This window comes from Streptomyces alanosinicus, from assembly GCF_014650595.1.
Classification (GTDB): domain Bacteria; phylum Actinomycetota; class Actinomycetes; order Streptomycetales; family Streptomycetaceae; genus Streptomyces; species Streptomyces alanosinicus.
Map to the genome: position 1 here is coordinate 477796 of NZ_BMVG01000003.1, position 22080 is coordinate 499875.

At 68.8% G+C, this 22080-nt stretch carries 21 protein-coding genes; 14 read left to right on the top strand and 7 right to left on the bottom strand.

What is annotated here, in order from left to right:
* Positions 1-14: 14 nt before the first annotated feature.
* Both IE277_RS49455 and IE277_RS10705 read right to left on the bottom strand, forming a co-directional pair.
* The gene (locus tag IE277_RS49455; protein ID WP_189950871.1) at positions 15-188 is read right to left on the bottom strand and encodes a hypothetical protein; all 174 of its coding nucleotides are present in this window, start codon (positions 186-188) and stop codon (positions 15-17) included.
* A 15-nt stretch (positions 189-203) separates the two neighbouring features.
* Complete coding sequence (locus IE277_RS10705; RefSeq protein ID WP_189950987.1) at positions 204-401, bottom strand: hypothetical protein; 198 nt, start codon at positions 399-401, stop codon at positions 204-206.
* 238 nt (positions 402-639) lie between these two features.
* Here IE277_RS10705 and IE277_RS10710 point away from each other — a divergent pair, with 238 nt between their 5' ends.
* Positions 640-798 carry a hypothetical protein gene (locus IE277_RS10710; RefSeq protein ID WP_189950874.1) on the top strand — a complete coding sequence of 53 codons (159 nt, stop codon included), beginning with the start codon at positions 640-642 and terminating at the stop codon, positions 796-798.
* 14 nt (positions 799-812) lie between these two features.
* Here IE277_RS10710 and IE277_RS10715 read toward each other — a convergent pair whose 3' ends face one another.
* From IE277_RS10715 to IE277_RS10730, 4 genes are all read right to left on the bottom strand, one after another.
* Complete coding sequence (locus IE277_RS10715) at positions 813-1304, bottom strand: DUF6099 family protein (protein ID WP_189950876.1); 492 nt, start codon at positions 1302-1304, stop codon at positions 813-815.
* Between the two features lie 165 nt (positions 1305-1469).
* Positions 1470-1838 (bottom strand): nucleotide pyrophosphohydrolase, encoded by a 369-nt coding sequence (locus tag IE277_RS10720; protein ID WP_189950878.1) that lies wholly within the window; start codon positions 1836-1838, stop codon positions 1470-1472.
* On the bottom strand, positions 1835-3103 hold the full coding sequence (locus IE277_RS10725) for an AAA family ATPase (protein ID WP_189950880.1): 1269 nt from the start codon (positions 3101-3103) through the stop codon (positions 1835-1837). Before IE277_RS10725 ends, IE277_RS10720 begins: the two co-directional genes overlap by 4 nt.
* A gap of 106 nt (positions 3104-3209) precedes the next feature.
* Positions 3210-3629 carry a cell division protein SepF gene (locus IE277_RS10730; protein ID WP_189950882.1) on the bottom strand — a complete coding sequence of 140 codons (420 nt, stop codon included), beginning with the start codon at positions 3627-3629 and terminating at the stop codon, positions 3210-3212.
* Between the two features lie 249 nt (positions 3630-3878).
* Here IE277_RS10730 and IE277_RS10735 point away from each other — a divergent pair, with 249 nt between their 5' ends.
* Positions 3879-5588 (top strand): hypothetical protein, encoded by a 1710-nt coding sequence (locus IE277_RS10735; protein WP_189950985.1) that lies wholly within the window; start codon positions 3879-3881, stop codon positions 5586-5588.
* A gap of 57 nt (positions 5589-5645) precedes the next feature.
* Here IE277_RS10735 and IE277_RS10740 read toward each other — a convergent pair whose 3' ends face one another.
* Positions 5646-6161 carry a YceI family protein gene (locus IE277_RS10740; RefSeq protein WP_189950885.1) on the bottom strand — a complete coding sequence of 172 codons (516 nt, stop codon included), beginning with the start codon at positions 6159-6161 and terminating at the stop codon, positions 5646-5648.
* A 122-nt stretch (positions 6162-6283) separates the two neighbouring features.
* Between IE277_RS10740 and IE277_RS10745 the strand changes: the two genes are divergently transcribed.
* The 12 genes from IE277_RS10745 to IE277_RS10800 form a co-directional block, all read left to right on the top strand.
* A complete protein-coding gene (locus IE277_RS10745; RefSeq protein WP_189950887.1) occupies positions 6284-6784 on the top strand; it encodes a MarR family winged helix-turn-helix transcriptional regulator in 501 nt (166 codons plus the stop codon).
* An 85-nt stretch (positions 6785-6869) separates the two neighbouring features.
* Positions 6870-8669, top strand: a complete 1800-nt coding sequence (locus IE277_RS10750) for a methylmalonyl-CoA mutase family protein (RefSeq protein WP_189950890.1) — start codon at positions 6870-6872, stop codon at positions 8667-8669.
* Positions 8669-10843 (top strand): methylmalonyl-CoA mutase, encoded by a 2175-nt coding sequence (gene scpA, locus IE277_RS10755; protein WP_189950891.1) that lies wholly within the window; start codon positions 8669-8671, stop codon positions 10841-10843. The genes IE277_RS10750 and scpA overlap by 1 nt, the downstream gene beginning before the upstream one ends.
* A gap of 5 nt (positions 10844-10848) precedes the next feature.
* Positions 10849-11853, top strand: coding sequence for a methylmalonyl Co-A mutase-associated GTPase MeaB (meaB, locus tag IE277_RS10760; protein WP_189950893.1), 1005 nt, complete (start codon positions 10849-10851; stop codon positions 11851-11853).
* Between the two features lie 392 nt (positions 11854-12245).
* On the top strand, positions 12246-12482 hold the full coding sequence (locus tag IE277_RS10765; protein ID WP_308433368.1) for a hypothetical protein: 237 nt from the start codon (positions 12246-12248) through the stop codon (positions 12480-12482).
* A gap of 614 nt (positions 12483-13096) precedes the next feature.
* On the top strand, positions 13097-14035 hold the full coding sequence (locus IE277_RS10770; RefSeq protein WP_189950895.1) for a UDP-glucuronic acid decarboxylase family protein: 939 nt from the start codon (positions 13097-13099) through the stop codon (positions 14033-14035).
* Positions 14036-14073: 38 nt separating this feature from the next.
* The gene (locus IE277_RS10775) at positions 14074-15114 is read left to right on the top strand and encodes an NAD-dependent epimerase/dehydratase family protein (RefSeq protein ID WP_189950897.1); all 1041 of its coding nucleotides are present in this window, start codon (positions 14074-14076) and stop codon (positions 15112-15114) included.
* The gene (rfbC, locus tag IE277_RS10780) at positions 15111-15725 is read left to right on the top strand and encodes a dTDP-4-dehydrorhamnose 3,5-epimerase (protein WP_189950899.1); all 615 of its coding nucleotides are present in this window, start codon (positions 15111-15113) and stop codon (positions 15723-15725) included. Before IE277_RS10775 ends, rfbC begins: the two co-directional genes overlap by 4 nt.
* A complete protein-coding gene (rfbH, locus tag IE277_RS10785) occupies positions 15722-17500 on the top strand; it encodes a lipopolysaccharide biosynthesis protein RfbH (RefSeq protein ID WP_189950901.1) in 1779 nt (592 codons plus the stop codon). The genes rfbC and rfbH overlap by 4 nt, the downstream gene beginning before the upstream one ends.
* Positions 17501-17515: 15 nt before the next feature.
* Positions 17516-18643 carry a DegT/DnrJ/EryC1/StrS family aminotransferase gene (locus IE277_RS10790; RefSeq protein WP_189950903.1) on the top strand — a complete coding sequence of 376 codons (1128 nt, stop codon included), beginning with the start codon at positions 17516-17518 and terminating at the stop codon, positions 18641-18643.
* Between the two features lie 113 nt (positions 18644-18756).
* Entirely contained in the window at positions 18757-19293 is a 537-nt protein-coding gene (locus tag IE277_RS10795) for a GNAT family N-acetyltransferase (protein WP_189950906.1), read from the top strand.
* A 24-nt stretch (positions 19294-19317) separates the two neighbouring features.
* A partial coding sequence (locus IE277_RS10800) for a non-ribosomal peptide synthetase (protein ID WP_189950908.1) occupies positions 19318-22080 on the top strand: 2763 nt, incomplete at its 3' end.

The window sequence follows — 22080 nt, forward strand, 5'->3', positions numbered from 1 at the left end:
AGAGCCCTTCGCCTTCAGCTCCGCAAAGGCGTCACGGATGAACTTGCTCTTATTCTTGGACTCTTGGTGAGCTGGTCCAGCAATGAGCGCGTCGAGACGATGGCGACGCCGTATCGCGCCAACTCCTCTTGGATCTTCAGCGCTTCAGCGGCGCCCTGACGCGTCAGTCGCGACAGCATGTAGATCACGACGACGTCAAACTTTCACTGTCGAGCGTCCTCCAACATCCGTTCGAAGTCCGGCCGGTAGATGTTGGGGTCGTAACCCGACAGACCGACGTCTTCGTAGTGCCCGACGTGTCGCCGGTTCTCCTGAGAGTGGATGTACGCGTCCTTGGCCACGGTGAGCAAGGTGTCGTAGGTGGCCCCTTGCTGGGGCTCGGTGAAGATGCGAAGGTCCATGCATCCATCCTGCATGGGCCGCGCCGCGTCAACCGCGCCGGTTGCGCCCGGCGGGGCCGTCCCCGGTCGGGTGAAAATCCCCCGCGGGGCGCGCCGGGCGCCGTGCGGGCCAGTGACCGGCCCCGGTGATGATCGTTGGGCCGTCGGAGCCGGACCGTCCGGCACCCGCGCCGGACGGTGGTCGCCGTCGCGCGTCACTGTGTCGGCCCTGACGGGCCGGGGGGCCGAGGAGGCCGTCATGTCCGAAGAGAGTGGCTCAGGGGTGGGCTCCGCCGGTCAGCCGAAAGGGCTGCTGCAGCAGATGGAGGAGCTGATGGCCGCTCTGAACGCGGAGCTGTCGGAATTGGCCGATCTGCAAGGCGGTCAGGGCGATGCCGAGGAGGCCGGGCGGAGCTGACCTCGCAACACGCCCTAGAGGGCGCCCGTCGGGCTGTTCCGGTTGTCGTCCTCCTGTAAGGCCTCCTCGCGTGCCGCCAGCTTGCGCAGCATCTCCAGGACGCGGTCGCGGGACTCGTCGGCCGCGTCGATGGCCTCCATGCACTGCCAGTACGTCGTCTCGTCGGCCGCGGCGCTGGCCATCCCGACCAGGGCTATGCCGACCTCACCGAGCAGACCCCCGAGGCAGAGCAGGGTCTCGCGGGCGTCGTCCAGCTCGGTGAGCTGGGCGGCGCGCAGGTCGCCCAGGTCGATCTCGGGCGGGTCCAGGACTCCGCAGCCCCGGCCGGCCAGTTCGGTCAGGCCGAGCGCCTCGCCCCGCAGCTCCGGCGGGCCGGAGACGGCGAGCCGACTGCCGAGCGCCTGGGCCAGGGCCTGTGCCTGCCACACCTCCGCCATGATCTCGCCCGCGTCGGCGGCGCCCGCCAGCGCTCGCCTGCTCGTGAGTATGAGCCGAATCGCGTCCATGGGTCGCCCCCGTCCTTCCGCGTGCGTCGCGCACGCCCGCTCGAACTTCCCTGTCCACTACCCAGAGTGAGGGTACATGGGGCGAAAAGCCAGAGGTGAACGGAAATTTGTGGACAACAATTCGGATTCGACAGGCGAATTGACTGCGTAGAGTGATAACGGACTTCAGGATTCCGATCGTTCACGGCCGGCTGACCCGTCGTCCGGTCCGGGCACCGGAAAACGTCTCTCGTTGCGGGCGATCTTGGCGTCCAGAGCAGCCAGCGGGTCGATGCCGAGGACGTCGCAGAACTGCAGGAGATAGGCGAGGACATCGGCGACCTCGTCCGTGACGCGGGGCGCGGCGGAGGGGTCGGCCATCACCCGGGCCGACTCCTCCGGGGTCAGCCACTGGAAGATCTCGACCAGTTCGGAGGCCTCCACCGAGAGGGCGGCGGCGAGGTTCTTGGGCGTGTGGTAGGGCTGCCAGTTCCGGGCGGCCGCGAACTCGGCGAGCCTGCGCTGGAGTCCGGTCAGATCGAGAGGTTCCGTCACACGTCCAGATGTACCACTGTGACACCCGGGACCTCCGCGGCCCACGAGGCATCGCTCACCGCGCCCACGCACCGGATGTGCCCGCGCTCGCCCATCCGGGCCGCCGTCCGCAGCAGTTCCCCGCGCTGACCCGGATCGAGGCAGCGGTCGAAGCCGTCGGCGAGGACGGTGAGGGTGCGCAGGGCGTCGGGCACCTCGCCCGGCACGTCCAGGTCCAGGACGCCGGGTCCGGTCAGCAGCACCAGGGTCAGCGCGAGATAGCGCAGTTCGCCGTCGCCGAGCCGGGCCAGTTCGGTGCGCGGGCCGGCGCCGCGGTCGAGCAGGGCCCGTACCGTGCCGTCCGGCAGCGGTTCGGCGGCCAGGTCGGTCACCGGCCCGGCGCACCCGGCGTGCAGCGCCTCGACCAGCAGGCCGTGCCGGCGGCCGCACTCCGCGCGGGTGCGCCACAGCACATCGGCGAGGTTGTCGCAGCCGGGCAGCAGCCGGCCCGAGCCGGTGGGGACGGGGGCGCGCATGTACTCCGGGCGGGGGTCGCACGGGAAGACCGAGCGCAGGGCGACCACCATCTGCTCGGCCGCGGCGAGCACATGGCGCTGACCGTCCGTCTTGCCGGCCACGCGCAGCGGCAGCAGCGCGGTGCCGAGGCGGTCGTCCGGGAGCGGGGCGCGGGTCACCGGGGCGAAGCCCGCGGTGTGCCAGGCGGCCTGCACCGTCCGCCGCCCGGGGTCGCGCAGCGCGGTCTCCAGCAGGACGACCCCGCCCGCGGTCAGCCGCTCCCCCACGATCCTCAAGGCAGGCTCGGCCTGTACGGCGACGTCGAGCCGGACCGGCCCCTCGGCGCCGTCGGCCGTACATCCGATCCGGAAGCCCCGCCGCCCGCCTGCATCGGGGCGGGCCCGCTGCGGCACACAGGCGACCGGGTCCGGGAACGCCTCGAAGAGCGATGCTCCGCCGCCGAGCCGGGCGAGCGCCTCGTACGCCCCGAGCGCGGTCGTCTTTCCCGACCCGCTGGGCCCCGCGAACAGGGTGACGGGCCCCAGCGGAAACTCGGCCCGCCGATGCCCGGCGAAGGCCGACAGCCGCAGCTCGGTGATCCGGGCACGCACATCGGCGGACGCGTCGCACGCGCGGGACGCCCGGGAGCCACCGGACTCACGGGACTCCCGTGTCTCGCGGGACTCGTCGGACTCACGGGACTGCGCGGGAACGGTCGCAACGGACGCGTCGGCCGCCGCAGGCCCGGCGGACACGGAAGGCACGGCCATACCCGGACGGTAGAACCCGCCCGCGGCGGCGAACCGTTTTGCCCTCCGGGCGTTCCTACGATCGGGGGACAGTGCGGAGGCGGAGGGCCGGGCCCGCCGCCCCGGCTCAGCCGCCCGACACTCCCACGCCCTCCATCAGCCCGCTCACCTCGGTGCCGGGCGGAGTGAGGAGGAACACATTGCGGTCGACCCGGTGCATGCCGCTGCCCAGACCGAAGACCACGCCCGTGCTGAAGTCGAGGACCCGCTTGGCGACCTCGGTCTCGGCACTGGACAGATCGAGCAGGACCGGCGCGCCGGCCATCAGGGTCTCGGCGACCTCACGGGCGTCCGCGAAGACATTGACCCGCAGCACCACGAACCGGCGCCGGGTCTCCGTCTCGGCGTCGGGCAGCGAGCGGTGGTTCACCGCGGACGGCCAGGCGTCCCTGCCCCGCAGCGGCACGACCTGGGCGAGCCCCTCCCACTGTTCATCGGTGACGTCGTAGCGGTTCACCGGCTCCCCCCGAACTGACTCGTACTCCATGCCTGCACCAGCCAATTCTTACGCCAAGTCACCCGTTCGGCCCAACAACGACACACTGCGCCACCGATCCCGGTGCCCTGCGCCGAAAGGAGCCTGCGCCACATGTACGATTACGCCCGCTTCTTACTGCCCTCTTACCGGACTCTTCACATGCCGCCACGCCGCGCTCACCGGGCGCCATTACCGTCCACTGACGTGCACTTGGCAGAATCACAGCAGGTGACACCCGGCCGGCGGACGCAGTCGGCGGTGTCCGCCGTACCGGTCGCCCCCGCGGAGGTCCACGAAGCTCCCGCCCAATGGCATCGCGTGCTGACCCTGCTCGCCGATGTGAGCCTGTTCATCGGGACACGCACGGTGTGGACGCAGGCGGCGACCCACAAGCTGATCCTCGCCGGGATCATCTCCGCCTGTTACGCCTCGATCCTGGTGACCGGCGTGCTGACGCTGACGGTCCGCCGGGCGCGCTCGCTGGCGCGGCTGGACGTGATCGTGCTGGTGACCGCCATCGCCCTCACCGCGTGCACCTGGGCACTGAACCACGCGGGCGGCGACGAAGCGGTCCTGACCACGCAGGCCGCGAAGGAGATGATCCACGGGAACCAGGTGTACGACCACGCCTGGCCGTGGCTCTTCCGCATCAAGGGCGTCGCCCTGACGGCGACGACGACCGGCGGTTACGACTTCACGTACGGCTACCCGCCGCTCACACCGCTGCTCACCGCCCCCTTCCTGTGGCTCGGCCACAACGGCGCCCCGGCGACGGCGGCGGTGACGGTCGTCCTGATCGTGGGCACGGTCATGCTGTGGCGGCTGCTGCCGACCCCGTGGCGCTCCGCGGCCACGATGATCTGCCTGGGCTTCAGCTTCCTGCCGATGTACGCGCGCCAGGGCTATCCGGCGATCATCGGCCTGGTCCTGCTGATGCCGGTGGTCGTGTGCTGGTCGCGGTTCGGCGCCGGGGGCCGGCTGGGCGCCGCCGGGATCGCGCGGGCGGCCTGTCTGGGCGCCGCGTGCGCGGCCCAGCAACTCCCCTGGTTCGTCACCCCGTTCCTGCTGGCGGGGATCTACGCCGTGCGCCGTGGTGAACTCGGCGGCCGTGAGGCCGTGCGCGTGGTGCTGCGGATCGCCGGGATCGCGCTCCTGACCTGGCTGCTGATCAACGCGTACTTCATCGTGACCGAGCCGGGTCCGTGGCTGGAGGGCATCGCCCTGCCGCTGACCCAGGGCGCGGTGCTGCACGGGCAGGGCCTGGTCGGCATCTCGCTGTACTTCACCCACGGCAGCGACCGGCTCGACTGGTACGGCCACGCGAGCATGCTGCTCGCCGCGGCCCTGCTGGCGCTGTTCGTGCTGTTCGTGCGGCGGCTGGGGCCGGCCGCGACCGTGCTGCCCTGGTGCGCCTTCTATCTGGCGACCCGGTCCCAGGACGGCTACTACCTGATGATGACGCCGCTGTGGCTGGCGGCGGCGATCACCGTGCCCCTGTCGGACTTCTCGCAGGCGTGGCAGCCACGGCCCCGCTGGCTCACCGGCCGGCGCCGCCGTCCCGCCCTCGCGGCGGCCGTGGTGGCGCTGGTGCTGCCCGCGCTGGTGAGCGCGACCCTGGCGGCGACGGGGAAGCCGCCGCTGAAGATGGACATCACGGCGGCCCGGCACGGCGCGAGGCAGACCCTGTCGACGCTGACCGTGAAGGTCGCCAACACCGGGAACGCCGCGCTGACCCCGCACTACATGCTGACGACCGGCCAGGGCATGAACCGGTACTGGTCGCTGGCGCACGGCCCGGCCACGATCCCCGCGCACGGCACGGCGACCCTCGTGCTGCGAGCGCCCGGCGGCGGGTTCCCGCTGCCCGCGAAGAAGAACACGCACATAAGGCTGCGCGCCTTCACGGCGACCCCGCAGACGCTCTCCACGATCGACGTGAGCGCGGCCGAGCTGGGCATCAAGGGCTGAGGCCGGCAGAGCCGGGACCTGTGGGGCCGGTACCGACAGGGCTGTGCGCGCCGCCGTTCAGGCCGCCGTACGGGTGAAGCGCAGCCCGGCCGTCACCGTGGTCAGGCCGCGCATCATGCCCAGCTGGTTCCAGCCCATGCCGAACTGCTCGCGGTCCACGGTGAACTCCGCGCCCAGGGTGAGTGCCCCGGCGCTCGCGTCGCTCACCCGCGCGGTGAAGGTGACGGGCCTGCTGATGCCGCGGACGGTCAGCTGACCGGTGACCCGCACGTCGTCGCCGCCGAGGCGGTCGGCGCCGCGGACGGCGAAGGTGATCTCCGGGTGGTTGTCGGCGTCGAAGAAGTCGGCCGAGCGCAGATGGGTGTCGCGTTTGGCGTGCTTGGTGTCGAGGGAAGCGACGTCCAGGGTCACCGTGCCGGCGGCCGAGCCGTCCGGCCTGACCTCGCCCCGGCCGCTGACGGCGGTGAATGCGCCCTTCACGGTGACCAGGCCCCACATGGTCCGGTGCCGCACCTCCACGGTGGACGCGGTCGGGTCGAGCTGCCAGGTGCCTGTTTCCACGGCGGCGGTCATGGTCGTACTCCCTGTTCGGGTGATTCAAATTTGGATGACTTCCGTGCGAGCCACACGCTAGCGCGTCATCCAAATTTGAACAACCTACTCGTCCAAATTTGGACGACAGGTAGACTCGACTCATGTCCGCACCCGACGCGCACTCCGCCGACCAGTTCGTATGTCCCGCCGCGGGAAACGGGCTGCTGCCCGCCGAGCTGCGCGCGTGGATGGTCCTCCTGGCCGCGACGGGCGCCGTCGAGCAGCGGCTGCGCTCGGTCGTGAAGGAGACCCTCGACGTCTCGCACGACGAGTTCCTGATCCTGTGCCTGCTGGCCGAACAGCCGCGCACCGGTCTGCGGATGACCCAGGTGGCCGATCTCCTCGGCCGCCCCAAGACCCGGCTCACCTACCAGATCGCCTGTCTGCAGCGGGCCGGTCTCGTCACCCGCACCTCCGTGTGCGGCGACAAGCGCGGGGTGCAGGTCGCCGTCACCGACAAGGCGCGCGCGCTGCTGTCCGAGACCTCCGTCCTGCTCGCCGGGACCGTGCGGCAGGCCCTCGCCGACTCGATGGGCGCCGAGCAGCGCGCCGCCCTGCGCGCGCTCCTTCCCGACCTGGCCGGCGAGCCCTCCGACAACTGAGCGGCGCAGATCACAAAGGCAAGTGGAGAAACCTCACAAGCAGTTTCCCGCGCTCGCTCAAGCGCCCTGCCCTAGCATCCGACCCATGACGGTCCTGCCTGACGACGGGCTCTCACTGGCCGCCGAGTTCCCTGACACGACGCACGAGCAGTGGCAACGCCTGGTCGAGGGCGTACTGCGCAAGTCGGGCAAGGAAGTCTCGGGCGCGGCAGCTGAGGACACCCTGTCCACGACGCTGGAGGACGGGCTGCGCACCCGGCCCCTCTACACCGCGCGCGACGACGCGCCCGACCCCGGCCTGCCCGGCTTCGCGCCGTATCTGCGCGGCGGCCGCCCCGAGGGCAACATCGCGGGCGGCTGGGACGTACGGCAGCGGCACACCGCGCTCGCGGAGCACACGGTCCTGGCCGACCTGGAGAACGGCGGCACCTCGCTGTGGCTCGTGCTGGGCGAGGGCGGCATCCCGCTCGACGGGCTGGGCCGGGCGCTGGAGGGCGTCTACCTCGACCTGGCGCCGGTCGTCCTGGACGCGGGCCGGGACACCGGGCAGGCCGCCGAGGCGCTGCTGCGGCTGTACGCCGACAAGGGCGTGGACGCGGCGGCCGTACGCGGCAATCTGGGCGGCGACCCGCTCGGGTACGAGGCGCGTACCGGCACCGCCCTGGACTTCGCGTCGTACGCCGCCCTGGCCGCGCGCTGCGCCGAGCGGTACCCGGGTCTGCGCGCCCTGACCGTCGACGCGCTGCCGTACCACGAGGCGGGCGGCTCGGCCGCGCAGGAGCTGGGCGCCTCGCTCGCCACCGGTGTGGCCTATCTGCGCGACCTCACCGAGGCGGGACTCGGCGTCGAACAGGCCGCGCGGCAGCTGGAGTTCCGGTACGCGGCCACCGCCGACCAGTTCCTCACCATCGCCAAGCTGCGGGCCGCGCGCCGGCTGTGGGCCCGGGTCGCCGAGGTCTGCGGGGCCCCGGGCGCGCAGGTGCAGCACGCGGTGACGTCGCCGGTGATGATGGCCCGCCGCGACCCGTGGGTGAACATGCTCCGTACGACCGTCGCGACGCTCGCCGCCGGGGTCGGCGGCGCCGACTCCGTGACCGTGCTGCCGTTCGACCACGCGATCGGGCTGCCCGACGCGTTCGCCCGTCGTATCGCCCGCAACACCTCCACGATCCTGATCGAGGAGTCCCATCTGGCCCGGGTCATCGACCCGGCGGGCGGCTCCTGGTACGTGGAGCGGCTCACCGACGAACTGGCCGAGGCCGCCTGGGAGTTCTTCCGGTCCATCGAGCGCGACGGCGGCCAGGCGGCCGTGCTGCGCTCCGGCCGGCTGCGCACCGATCTGGCCACGACCTGGGCGGAGCGCTCCAAGAAGCTGGCCAAGCGGCGCGAACCCATCACCGGTGTCAGCGAGTTCCCGCTGCTCACGGAGAAGCCGGTGGAGCGCGAGGCCGCGCCCGAGCCGCCGTCCGGCGGGCTGCCGCGGGTGCGCCGCGACGAGGCGTACGAGGAGCTGCGCGCCCGCTCCGACGCCCATCTCGCGGCGACCGGCGCCCGCCCCCGGATCTTCCTCGCCACGCTGGGCTCGGCCGCCGAGTACACCGCGCGCGCCACCTTCGCCGCCAATCTCTTCCAGGCGGGCGGCATCGAGCCGGTCACCGGGGGAAGCTTCGAGGAGAGCGGCGCCACCGAGGCCGTGCTGTGCTCCAGCGACGCCCTGTACGCCGAACAGGCCGAGCAGGCCGCGACGGCGCTGCGCGGTGCCGGTGCCCGGCAGGTGTTCCTGGCGGGCCGGGGCGACCACGCCGGCATCGACCGTTACGTCTTCGCGGGCTGTGACGCAGTGGACGTCCTGTCCGCGACCCTTGACCGCATGGGAGTGTCCTGATGGGAATCCCCGACTTCTCCGGCATCGAGCTGGGGACGCCGGCCGTCGACGGCAGTGCCGAACAGTGGCGTGCGGCCGTCGAGCGGGCGACCGGCGGCGAAGCCCCGCTGTGGGAGACCCCGGAGGGCATCGGGGTCAAGCCGCTGTACACCGGCCGTGACCTGGAGGGCCTGGACTTCCTGGGCACCTACCCGGGCGCCGCGCCGTATCTGCGCGGCCCCTACCCGACGATGTACGTCAACCAGCCCTGGACGATCCGCCAGTACGCGGGCTTCTCCACCGCCGAGGAGTCCAACGCGTTCTACCGGCGCAATCTGGCGGCCGGCCAGAAGGGCCTGTCGGTCGCCTTCGACCTGCCCACGCACCGGGGTTACGACAGCGACCACCCGCGCGTGACCGGCGACGTCGGCATGGCGGGCGTGGCCATCGACTCGATCTACGACATGCGCCGGCTGTTCGACGGCATTCCGCTGGACCGCATGACCGTGTCGATGACGATGAACGGCGCGGTGCTGCCGGTGCTGGCGCTGTACATCGTGGCGGCGGAGGAACAGGGCGTACCGCCCGAGAAGCTGGCCGGGACCATTCAGAACGACATTCTGAAGGAGTTCATGGTCCGCAACACCTATATCTATCCGCCGAAGCCGTCGATGCGGATCATCTCCGACATCTTCGCCTACACCTCGCAGCGGATGCCCCGCTACAACTCGATCTCCATCTCCGGCTACCACATCCAGGAGGCCGGTGCCACGGCCGATCTGGAGCTGGCGTACACCCTCGCGGACGGCGTCGAGTACATCCGCGCGGGCCGTGACGCGGGCCTGGACGTGGACGCGTTCGCGCCCCGGCTCTCCTTCTTCTGGGCGATCGGCATGAACTTCTTCATGGAGATCGCCAAGATGCGCGCGGCCCGGCTGCTGTGGGCGAAGCTGGTCTCCCAGTTCGAGCCGAAGAACACCAAGTCCCTGTCCCTGCGCACCCATTCGCAGACCTCGGGCTGGTCGCTGACCGCGCAGGACGTGTTCAACAACGTCACGCGTACGGCCGTGGAGGCGATGGCCGCGACCCAGGGCCACACCCAGTCGCTGCACACCAACGCCCTCGACGAGGCGCTCGCCCTGCCGACCGACTTCTCCGCGCGCATCGCCCGCAACACCCAGCTGCTCATCCAGCAGGAGTCGGGCACCACCCGGGTCATCGACCCGTGGGGCGGCAGCGCGTACGTGGAGAAGCTGACCTACGACCTCGCCCGCAAGGCCTGGGCGCACATCCAGGAGGTCGAGCAGGCGGGCGGCATGGCGCAGGCCATCGACGCCGGCATCCCCAAGCTGCGCGTGGAGGAGGCGGCGGCCCGCACCCAGGCGCGTATCGACTCCGGCCGCCAGCCGGTGATCGGCGTCAACAAGTACCGGGTGGACAGCGACGAGCAGATCGAGGTCCTCAAGGTCGACAACTCCTCGGTGCGCGCCCAGCAGATCGAGAAGCTGCGGCGGCTGCGCGAGGAGCGGGACGAGCAGGCCTGCCGGGATGCCCTGGACGCGCTGACGCGGGCGGCCGACGGCAAGGAGAACCTGCTGGAGCTGGCCGTCCACGCGGCCCGCGCCAAGGCCACGGTGGGCGAGATCTCCGATGCCCTGGAGAAGGTGTACGGGCGGCACGCGAGCCAGATCCGTACGATTTCCGGCGTGTACCGCAACGAAGCAGGCCAGTCCCCGAACGTGGACCGCACCCGTGCCCTGGTGGACGACTTCGAGGAGGCCGAGGGGCGCCGTCCGCGCATCCTCGTCGCCAAGATGGGCCAGGACGGCCACGACCGCGGCCAGAAGGTGATCGCGACCGCCTTCGCCGACCTCGGCTTCGACGTCGACGTCGGCCCGCTGTTCCAGACGCCGGAGGAGGTCGCCCGGCAGGCCGTCGAGGCGGACGTGCACGTGGTCGGGGTCTCCTCACTCGCGGCGGGCCATCTGACCCTCGTCCCGGCGCTGCGCGAGCAGCTCGCCGAGGAGGGCCGCGAGGACATCATGATCGTGGTCGGCGGGGTGATCCCGCCGCAGGACGTGCCGACGCTGCTGGAGATGGGTGCCACGGCCGTGTTCCCGCCCGGGACGGTGATCCCGGACGCGGCGTACGACCTGGTGAAGCGGCTGTCGGCCGACCTCGGCCACGAGCTGTAGCCGCGATGGCCGCGATCGATCTCGATACCTATGTGAAGGGTGTGCTGGACGGGAGGCGGGCCCTGGTGGCCCGGGCCATCACGCTGGTGGAGTCCACCCGCCCCGGGCACCGGGCACTGGCACAGGAGTTGCTGACGCAGCTCCTGCCGCACAGCGGCCGGGCGCGACGGATCGGCATCAGCGGGGTGCCGGGTGTCGGCAAGTCGACCTTCATCGACGCGTTCGGCACGCTGCTGACCTCGCTGGGCCACCGGGTCGCCGTCCTCGCGGTCGACCCCTCCTCGACCCGCACCGGCGGCTCCATCCTGGGCGACAAGACCCGGATGGAGCGGCTCGCGGTGGACCCGGCGGCCTTCGTCCGTCCCTCCCCCAGCGCGGGCACGCTCGGCGGGGTCGCGAAGGCGACCCGGGAGTCGATGGTCGTGATGGAGGCGGCGGGCTACGACGTGATCCTCGTGGAGACCGTCGGCGTCGGCCAGTCGGAGACTGCGGTGGCCGACATGGTCGACTCCTTCCTTCTGCTGACCCTGGCCCGCACGGGCGACCAGTTGCAGGGCATCAAGAAGGGCGTCCTGGAGCTGGCCGACGTGATCACCGTCAACAAGGCGGACGGCCCGCACGAGCGGGACGCGAAGGCCGCCGCCCGCGAACTGGCGGGCGCGCTCCGGCTGATGCACGGCAAGGACGCGTTCTGGACTCCGCCGGTGCTCAGTTGCAGCGCCCGGGAATCGACCGGTCTCGAACTGGTCTGGGAGCGTCTGGAACAGCATCGCGCCCTGCTGGACTCCGCCGGGCGGCTGACCGCCAAGCGGCGCGATCAGCAGGTCGGCTGGACCTGGGCGATGGTCCGCGACGAACTCCTCGGCCGGCTGCACGCCGACCCGGCGGTACGCGAGGCCGCCCCGGACCTCGAACGCCAGGTCAGGGAGGGCAGGTTGACCGCGACAAGAGCAGCGGAACGCATCCTGGAGACGTTCGAGGAACGTACGACTCCCCCGGCCGGAGCCTGAACGGACGGGCCCGGACCGCGACGCTGACCTACGCGGGGGGCGACCCGGGGGTTCAGCGGCCGGGCCCGGGGCCTCTCCCGGATCCGGGACCAGGGCCCTCGGCCCCGGATAGCGATGCCACGACTTGCCACCGCATGCCGCGGCCGCCGGCGCACGCCGGCCGCCAGGATCCGCCGCCCGACCGAGGCGGGGTGACCCGCCCGGCAGCCCCGACGCAAGGCCCCCGTGCGCGCCCCCGTGCACCCTGTCGCCGCGTTCGAACATCTCCCGCCGGCCGTCCGGCGCTCCGCGCGATCCCGGCGCCCGGTTGAGGGCCTCTGCGCTACGACACGGGCTGGTCGGAACACGAACACGCGCAACTCGACCTGACCATGCTGTCCGCGTTGCGCTCCATGCCGAAGCTGGTCGGGACGACCTTGCGGATGGCGTGGCACGCGGACCCGCGCGCCCTGCTCGCCGTCGCCTTCAGCGAGATCGGACAGGGCATCGCGGCAGCCGTCGGACTGCTCGCGGTGAATGCGGTCATGCACGCGCTGCTCGGCTCGGGCGGATCGGCACCACGCAGTACCTGGCCGCCGCTGCCTCGGTCGAACGGGAAGCCATCGACGACCCGGACTTCCGCAGGCTGATCGACGTCGCCCAGTACGGTGCGGCATCCGCCGGCACGCCGCCCGGAACCGGGCCGTCGTCCTGGTCACCCACCGCATGTCCGGCGTCCGGCACGCCGACCCACCGTCGTGGACCCCGCGTGACCCGTCGCCATCCACATGCGACCGGCTAACCCCCTCCTATCGGGCGATATATCTATCAATGGGGAAGAAATCATCCAGTCTCACGTCAATGCATGACTGAGGTGAAGAAATTGTGGCGATGCTGGCGCCTGATGCGGATTACATAATCATGCTTGACGCCCTGGAGCCCCCATGTGATGATCGCTTAATCCGCCAGTTGACGGAGTGGTGTAACGGGGCGGGTGCTGCGAACCAACGCAACGGGGGCACAAGAAATGCTGAGATATCTACCTGCCGCGCTTTCAGGTTCACTTGCCGGTGATAGGGCAGTCAGCCCCACGGCGTTTGTGCGTTCTCTGTCCGACCCAGGGCTGTGATCACGCCCCGCGAGCGTGCGGTCCCTCTTAATGAAGATGCCCGCATGGGCCGTCGGGGCTGAAATCGCCTTCATTGCACGATAGTCCCCGGCTAGTTTCAGCTCATCCATCCAGCTGACTTCGAGGGAATTTCATATGAAGAAGCGGGCGGTTGTCGTGGGCGGGGCCGGATTCGTAGGCTCGCACCTGTGCGAACGGCTCCTTGCGGAAAGCTACGAAGTCCTCTGTCTCGACAACTTCAGCACGGGTACGCGCGCCAACCTCTCCCACCTGCTCGACGTCGGCCCCATCGAGGTGGTCAGCCATGATGCGACAGAGCCGCTGCGCATCGACGGCCCTGTCGACGTGGTGCTGAACCTCGCGTCGCCGGCCAGCCCGGTCGACTATCTGCGGCTTCCCGTCGAGACACTGAAAGTCGGATCCATCGGCACCCTGAACACTCTTGAGTTAGCTCGGGAGCGAGGGGCGAAGTATCTGTTCGCTTCCACGAGCGAGGTGTACGGAGATCCCCAGGTCCATCCGCAGCAGGAAAGCTACTGGGGACATGTGAACCCGATCGGCGTGCGTTCTGTGTATGACGAAGGGAAGCGGTTCTCGGAATCCGCCGTCACGACGTATCGCAAATTTTACGGCCTCGATGCATCTATTTTCCGCATCTTTAACACGTACGGGCCACGCATGAGGCAGAACGACGGTCGGGCGATTCCCACGTTCATCACTCAGGCGCTCCGGTCCGAACCCATCACAATATCTGGAGACGGACAGCAGACCAGGTCGGTCTGCTATGTGTCCGATTTGGTCGAAGGAATTGTGCGGCTGCTGCGCTCGGAACACAACGGACCCGTCAATCTGGGGAACCCCGAGGAAATGACCATGCTCGATCTCGCGATGCTCATCAGGACGGAGTGCGGATCAGCATCGGAAATAGAGTTCATACCGCGCCCGCAGGACGACCCGGAGCGCCGCAAGCCAGATATATCGCTGGCCAAAGGCGTGCTCGGCTGGGCTCCCGAGGTGCCGACAGCAGAAGGTCTGAAGCGGACCATCTCGTGGTTCGCTGATTCAATTCGCTGATCCCGTGCGTTGAACAAGAGGCCCGGAGGCCCAGGAAAATGCGCGTATTACTAACCGGACACCAGGGGTACATCGGTACGGTGCTGGCGGATATGTTGAGGTCCGCCGGTCATGACGTACGGGGCCTGGACATCGGTCTCTTCGCCGACGCTTGGTGCGGCCCGGAGAAAGCGGACCCGGAAGGCATCCGTGCGGACGTCCGGGACAGCGATATCGCGCACTGCGCGGACACCGACGCGGTGATTCACCTGGCCGCCCTCTCCAATGATCCATCAGGGGCGCTCCGACCACGTCTCACCGAGGAGATCAATTTTCGGGCCACCCTGCGGTTGGCGACTGCCGCGAAGGCCGCCGGCGTGGAGCGCTTCCTCTTCTCGTCGTCCTGCAGCATCTACGGCAGCGGCTCGGACGCTCCTCGCACCGAGGACGACGAGGTGGCGCCGCTGACCGAATACGCCCAGTCCAAGATCCAGTCGGAGGAAGCACTGGGCGAGCTCGCCTCTCCCACGTTCGCCCCCACATATCTGCGCAATGCCACCGCCTATGGTTTCTCCCCTCGCCTGCGTACCGATCTCGTGGTCAACGACCTGACGGCCACGGCCTTCGCGACAGGACGCATACTCCTCAAGTCCGACGGAACCGCCTGGCGCCCCCTCATCCACGTCGAGGACATCGCGCACGCCTTCACCGTGCTGCTGGACGCGCCGACCGAGCTCATCACCCATCGTGCCTACAACGTCGGCATCGACGAGGAGAACTATCTGGTGCGCGATGTCGCGCAGATCGTCCAAGAGGAGATCCCAGGCTCCAGACTGGAGTTCGAGAGCGGAGCGTCAGCCGATCGGCGAAGCTACCGTGTCGATTTCGGCCGACTCGCTCGGGAGGTGCCCGCCTTCCGGCCCCGATGGACCGTACGCAAAGGCGTTCAGCACCTGGCGGAGATGTTCACGGCCCATGGCATCCCATCCGATCGGCTCCTCGGTCCGGATTACCGCCGCCTGAACACACTGCAGGCGTCCGTCGCCGCGGGCGAGGTCACACCGGACTTCCGGGTGCGCCATACCGAGGACGCGAGGTGACGGCCGAGCAGTGCAGGACCGCCGGCGGGATCGGCGTCACCGCGACCGACATCGACGGGCTTCTCCTCATCACTCCACGTCCACGGCGGGACGACCGGGGGTGGTTCAGCCGAACATACTGCGCGGTTGACTACGCCGCGCTGGGCCTCGACCATCCCCTGGTCCAGGAGAACCAGTCGCGTTCGCGCCGCGGTGTGATCCGGGGCCTACATGTACGCGCGGATCTCGACGAGGCCAAATTCGTGCGAGTGGTGCGCGGCTCACTTTTCGACGTGGTGGTGGACCTGCGGCCGCGTTCGAGGACATTTCTGCAGGTCCGCACATTCGAGCTGAATGACGAGGACCCACGTCACCTTCGTGTCCCGCCCGGGTGCGCGCACGGCTTCCAGGCACTCTCGGCCGAAGTGGACGTGCTGTACGGCGTGGACGTGCCGTACAACCCGGTCAAGGACGTGACCCTCGCCTGGAACGATCCGCTCCTGGGCATTCGCTGGCCGCTGCCCGGGCCCATCCTCTCCGAACGTGACCGCGAAGCGCCATCGGTGTCGGCTCTGCGGCCGCGATTCGACGATTGGTTCGGTGGATACGGGCCGGCTCCCGGTAGCTCATGACGACAGACAGCCATCCCACCGAGAGGGCAGAACTCGTGATCCTGGAGGCACAACCCGGAAGCGTGGTGACGTGGGGAGACGTCGGCGCCACGAAAGGCGGGCAGATCGGCGTCGTGTTGGGCGCGGTCAACGGCACGGATCAGTTGATCACGGCCGTCGGTCAGTGGGACGGCTCGGGCGACGGCATCGTGGTCATAGCGAATGACGAATTCGCCGAGTCCATTGAGGGGTTCTCCGCCCCGCTGGGAGTTCACACCCAGGACAGTGTGACGCTCAAGACCTCCGAACTCACCGTGCTGGGACGGATACAGGCAGACGCGTTGGCCCGCGTCCTGCGTGAACGCACCAAGGCGTCGGCCCGTTGGTTCCATGACGCCTACCATGTGCCGAGGCAACCCGACAAGAGCACCGCGGTCGCCTACTCAGGGCGGGTGTTCGACCACCAGGAGCTGGAGTTCGCGGTAGACGCCTCCCTTGACTTCTGGCTGACGATGGGGCGGTTCGCCGACCGGTTGCAGCGGAATCTCGCCTCGTATCTCGGTGTTCGGCGGACCCTGCTGGTCAACTCGGGGTCGGCCGCGAACCTTGTCGCGGTGTCCGCTCTGACCTCACCGCTGCTCGGGGAACGCGCGCTGCAGCCCGGTGACGAAGTCATCACCACGGCCTGCAGTTTTCCCACCACGGTCAACCCCATCCTGCAGAACGACTGCGTCGCCGTGCTCGTGGACACCGATCCGGTGTCCGGCAATATCGACGTGAGTCAGCTGGAAGCGTCGCTGAGCAGTCGTTCCAAGGCCGTCATCCTCGCGCACGCCCTGGGAAACCCGTTCGACCTCGAACGCGTGCGTGAGTTCTGCGATCGGAACGGCCTCTGGCTCATCGAGGACACATGCGACGCCCTGGGATCCCTCTACGACGGGAAACCCGTCGGCAGCTTCGGCGACTTGTCGACACTCTCCTTCTATCCGGCCCACCACATCACGACGGGCGAAGGCGGCGCTGTCAACGTCGTCTCCGAGCCCCTCTTCCAGCGCATCGTCGAGAGCGTGCGGGACTGGGGACGCGACTGCTGGTGCAAGTCGGGTCAGGACAATGTGTGCGGAAAGCGATTCTCGTACCCACTCGGCGATCTTCCACCGGGATACGACCACAAGTTCGCCTACAGCCACCTCGGCTACAACCTGAAACCCACCGACTGGCAGGCCGCGATCGGCTGCGCCCAGTTCGAGAAGCTGGAGGAGTTCAACCGTCTGCGCCGGCGCAACTGGAGTCTCATGCACGAGGTCTTCCAGGAGTACGAGGACCTCTTCGAGTTGCCGAGGGCGGAGCCGAAGTCCGACCCCAGCTGGTTCGGGTTCAAGGTGTTGCTGCGCGAGGACGCCCCGTTCGACCGGAACACCCTTGTGGCATATCTGGAGGCGGAGCGCGTACAGACCCGCATGATGTTCGCGGGCAACATCATGCGACAGCCCGCCTACCACGGTCGGCTGCGGGCCGACGGGATGCCGGCCACCCGGAGCATCGGTCCCCTCGAAGGCGCCGACCGACTGATGACCTCCTCCTTCTTCCTCGGTGTCTATCCGGGGCTCACCGAGTCGCACATCCAGCGGGTCGCGGATGTCCTGCGCCGGTTCGTCGATGACCTGGCCGGCGACGCGTCCCCCTCCGCAGCCGCGAACGCGCACGCCCTGCGGCTGGCCGCTCGTGATCTGTCGCCACGCCGCCAAGCGGTTCGGGAGATGCGCGCAGAGGAACTCAAGCACCAGGACTCGTGAGGCGGTACAGGTCGTATGATTCCGGTTTTCAAGCCTTTCCTCGACATCCCGGAGAAGCAGGCCGGCGTGGAGGCGCTGGACAACGGCTGGCTCGGGATGGGCAGTTACGTCGCCTCCTTCGAGCAGGCACTGGGCAACCTGCTCGAGGTCGGTGAATCGAAGTACGTCGCCGCCGTCAGCACAGGCCACGCCGCTCTGCATCTCGGTCTTCTGCTCGCCGGCGTAGGGCCCGGTGACGAGGTCATCACGCCCGCGTTCAACAACGTCTCGGACTTCCAGGCGATCCTTGCCTGTGGCGCGCGCCCCGTCTTCTGCGACATCGACCCCGACACGCTGTGCATCGATCTCGATGCGGCCGAGAAGCTGATCACGCCCCGGGTCAAAGCCATGATCGTCATGGACTACGACTGCCTGCTCTGTGATCACGACCGGGTCGCCGAGATCGCCGCACGGCACGGGATCCGTGTGGTGCATGACGCCGCCCACTCCCTGGGATCGCGACACCGGGGACGGATGGTGGGCTCTTTCTCGGACATCTGCATGTTCAGTTTCGACGCCGTCAAAACCATCACCACCATCGACGGCGGAGCGCTTGTGGTGAACAGCAAGGCCGAACTGGAGCAGATCCACGAGATGCGTCTCGTGGGCATGACGCAGCCATCGGCGACGTTGTACACCAACCAGCGGGCCTGGACCTACGACGTGACCCGGCTCGGCTTCCGGTATCACATGGCCAATCTGCACGCCGCGATCGGCCTCGCCCAGTTGTCGAGATTCTCCGAGATCTCACGGACCCGGCTGGACGCCTGTCACTACTACCAGGAGCACCTGAACGGTATTCCGGAAGTGACCCTGCCCAAGACGGACTTCAAGGGCGTGGTGCCGTTCCTGTATTACATCCGGGTTCCTGAGGAGAGCAGGGACGCCCTCCGGGCCCATATGCGCGAACGGGGGGTCGACAGTGGAATCCACTGGCAGCCGGGCCACTGGTACTCGCTGTTCAAGGACTGCCGTAGCGGCGATCTGTCGGTGACCGACCGAGTCGGCCGTGAGGTGCTCTCCATTCCGTTGCACTCCGGGATGGACCGGGCGACCCTGGAGACGGTCGTCGAATCCGTCACGTCCTTCTTCGGCAAGCGATGAGTGCCCCGCCCGGCAGCGGCCCGACGCTCGTCAGGGCGCTCAAGCACACAGGCGGGGTGGGGCATCCTTCACTGTCGCTGCAGGTCGACATGGCGGGACTGAGCCTCAGGCCGGTGACCACCGCTGCCGACCGGCTGCACGAGCCGGACGTCGTGCGACTCACGGAGTGGCGGAATCGTTTCGTTCAGGTCTTCCTGACGGAATTCGAGGCCACCGCGGAGCGTACGGCTGACTGGCTTCGCGAGGTGATAGGCCCCGATGACAGCAAGATCATTTTCATGCTGGACGACGCGGACGGTCGCACTGTCGGCTATATGGGGCTGGCGCAGATCGACTGGGAAAGCGGGCGTTTCGAAGTCGATGGCATCGTCCGCGGGGCGCCGCAGGCCAAGGGCGGAATATCTGCCGGACTGCGTACTTTGATGAGCTGGGCCCTTGGACAACTGGGGCTCGCAGAGGCACGGGTCAGAGTGCGTTCGGACAATCCGAGGGCCGTGGACTTCTATCGTCGGATCGGCTTTGTCGAGGATTTCCGCCGTCCACTCGTACGCACTGTCGAACCCGGCATGGTCCGCTGGACCGAGCAGGATGACGCGCCGGCCGGCGCGCCCACACTCATCCATATGACGTGGGTTCCGAACGCACGGTGAGATTCCGAACGCAACGGTGAACGGGTGGTCTTCGTGGTGAACAAGGGGCCGGAAGAGATGGGGCAGGAGAAGCGCGTGGCGGGCGGCGAAGAGGGTCACCGGGGCGGATCTGACGGTCTTTCCACGGCACGCCGTGAGCTGATGGAGCGGATACGCACGCGGACGGCCACCGCTGCGACGGTCACGGTCCCGCCGCGCCCCGGCATCGACGCCGAACTGTCCTGGTCGCAGCGCCGGATCTGGTTCGCCGACGAGACCACCGATGGTGCCGCCGCCCTGAATCTGCACCTGGCCAAGCGATTGACGGGGGCGCTCGACGTTGTGGCGCTGCGACGTGCCTGGCGCGCGGTCGTCGAGCGGCATGAGGCACTGCGGACGGTGCTCATTCTCGATTCCTCCGGTGAGCCGCGGCAGCGGCTGGCCGAGCATGTGCCGGACCTGGTGCTGGACGATCTGGCCGGGCGGTACGGCAGGACACCCACCGAGGCGGAGATCGACGTGTGCCTCGCCGATGAGGTGTCGGTGGGGTTCGGGGTGGGTGAGGTGCCGTGGCGTTGCCGGTTGGTGCGGGTGGGTGTGGATGAGCATGTGTTGTTGTTGACGGTTCATCATGTGGTTTTTGACGGGTGGTCCGCGGGGGTTCTGGCGCGGGAGTTGCGGGAGTTCTATTCGGCTTTCGTGGCCGGGCGTGAGCCGGTGTTGTCGGAGCTTTCGTTCGGTTATCTGGATTATGCGGTGTGGCAGCGGGAGGGGGGTGTGCCGGGTCGGGGTGTTGTGCGGGAGGAGGATTCTCGGTTTTGGCGGGACTGTTTTGATGTGGTGCCGGCTGCGGTGGAGTTGCCGTTGGATCGGCCGCGGGGTGGTGTGCGGGGTGTTCGGGGCGGGGTGGTGCCTCTGACGGTGGGTTCGGAGGTGGTGTCGGGGCTTCGGGTGTTGTGCCGTGAGCGCGGGTTGACGTTGTTCATGGTGCTGCACGGGGCTTTGGTGTCGTTGTTGCATCGGTATTCGGAGTCGTCCGATGTGGTGGTGGGGACGCCGGTCGCGAATAGGGGTGTGGCGGGTTCTGAGGATTTGATCGGGTGTTTTATCAATGTGTTGCCGTTGCGGGCCCGGGTGGAGTCCGGGTGGAGCGTGGGGGAGGTGTTGGAGCGGGTTCGTGAGGTGTGTCTGGACGCGTTCGGGCATCAGGCGTTGCCGTTCGAGGAGATCGTGCGGTTGGCGGGTCCGGAACGTGATCCGGCCCGGCACCCCCTCTTCGACGTCATGCTCGTGCTCAACGACCTCAGGAAGGACGAGGGCCTGGGCCTGGCCGGCATCGAGGATCGTGATCAGCGTGTGCCGGCGGTCGGGATCCAGTACGACCTCACGGTCTCGGTCGAGGACCGGGGCGGGTCTCTCGAGTGTTTCTTCGAGTACGACGCGGACCTCTTCGACGAGGCCACGGTGGAGCGGATCGCACGGCATTGGAACGCGCTGCTGTCGGGGTTCGTACGGACCCCGGACAGCCGCGTCGGCGACCTGGAGATGATGTCGTCCGAGGAACTGGCCGAGCTGCTGCGCCACGGCGACCGGACGAGCGATGCCGCCGATTTCGTACCCGTCAGCGAGCTGATACGGGAGCAGGTCGAACGTCGGCCGGATGCCGTCGCCGTGGAGTTCGGGGACGAACAGCTCACTTATGCAGAGCTGGGCCGGGGCGCGGCAGCCGTCGCACGATGCCTGGCCGAGTACGGCATCACCCAGGGTGACGTGGTGGGACTCGCCCTGGAACGTAGTCTCGAACTGATCACCGCAGTGGTCGGCGTCCTCGGGTACGGCGCCACATTTCTGCCGCTGGACCCCGAGCAGCCGCCCACGCGAATCGACGCCATGCTGTCCGACTCCGGTGCGAGTCTGGTGCTGGCCCACGACAGTGGCGCCGTCGGCGTGCGCAGCGAGGTCCCCGTGGTGGACCTCAGCGGTGTACTTGCCCCGCTGCCGGAGTCGTTGAGGCAGCCGTTCCCCCAGCCGAGTCGGCCTTTCCACGCCCAGGGCGCGGCCTATGTGTTGTTCACCTCGGGGTCCACTGGGCGCCCCAAGGGGGCGGTGAACACCCAGGCGGGCATCGCGAACAGGCTGGCCTGGATGCAGTCCGCCTATCCGATCGACGGCAGCGACCGGATCCTGCAGAAGACACCGATCTCGTTCGACGTCTCTGTCTGGGAACTGCTCTGGCCGTTGGCGGTGGGATCACGGATGGTCCTGGCCGCGCCAGGGGCGCACCGTGATCCGTCCGCCCTCGTGTCCGTCATCCGGAAGCACGGTGTGACCGTCACCCACTTCGTGCCCTCCATGCTCCGTCTCTTCCTGGAGGAGGAGAGTGCGCCGGAGTGCCGCACCCTGCGCCATGTCATCTGCAGCGGGGAGGCCATGACGGCTTCTCTCGTCGACGCGGCCGCCGCCCTTCCGGGCGAACTGCACAACCTCTATGGGCCGACCGAAGCCGCCATCGACGTGTCGTCGTGGGTGTGCGGGGGTGAGGATCCGGTGCCGATCGGTGGGCCGATCGATGGGGTGCGGTTGGTGGTGGTGGACGAGTGGGGTGCTGTGGTGCCGGTCGGTGTGGCGGGTGAGTTGTGTGTGGGTGGGATCGCGCTGGCGCGGGGATACGCGGGGCGGGCCGGTCTGACGGCGGAACGGTTCGTGCCCGATCCGTTGGGTGGTGGGGAGCGTGTGTACCGGACGGGGGATCGGGTGCGGTGGCGCGTTCCTGGCGTTCTGGAGTACGTGGGGCGCCTTGACGATCAG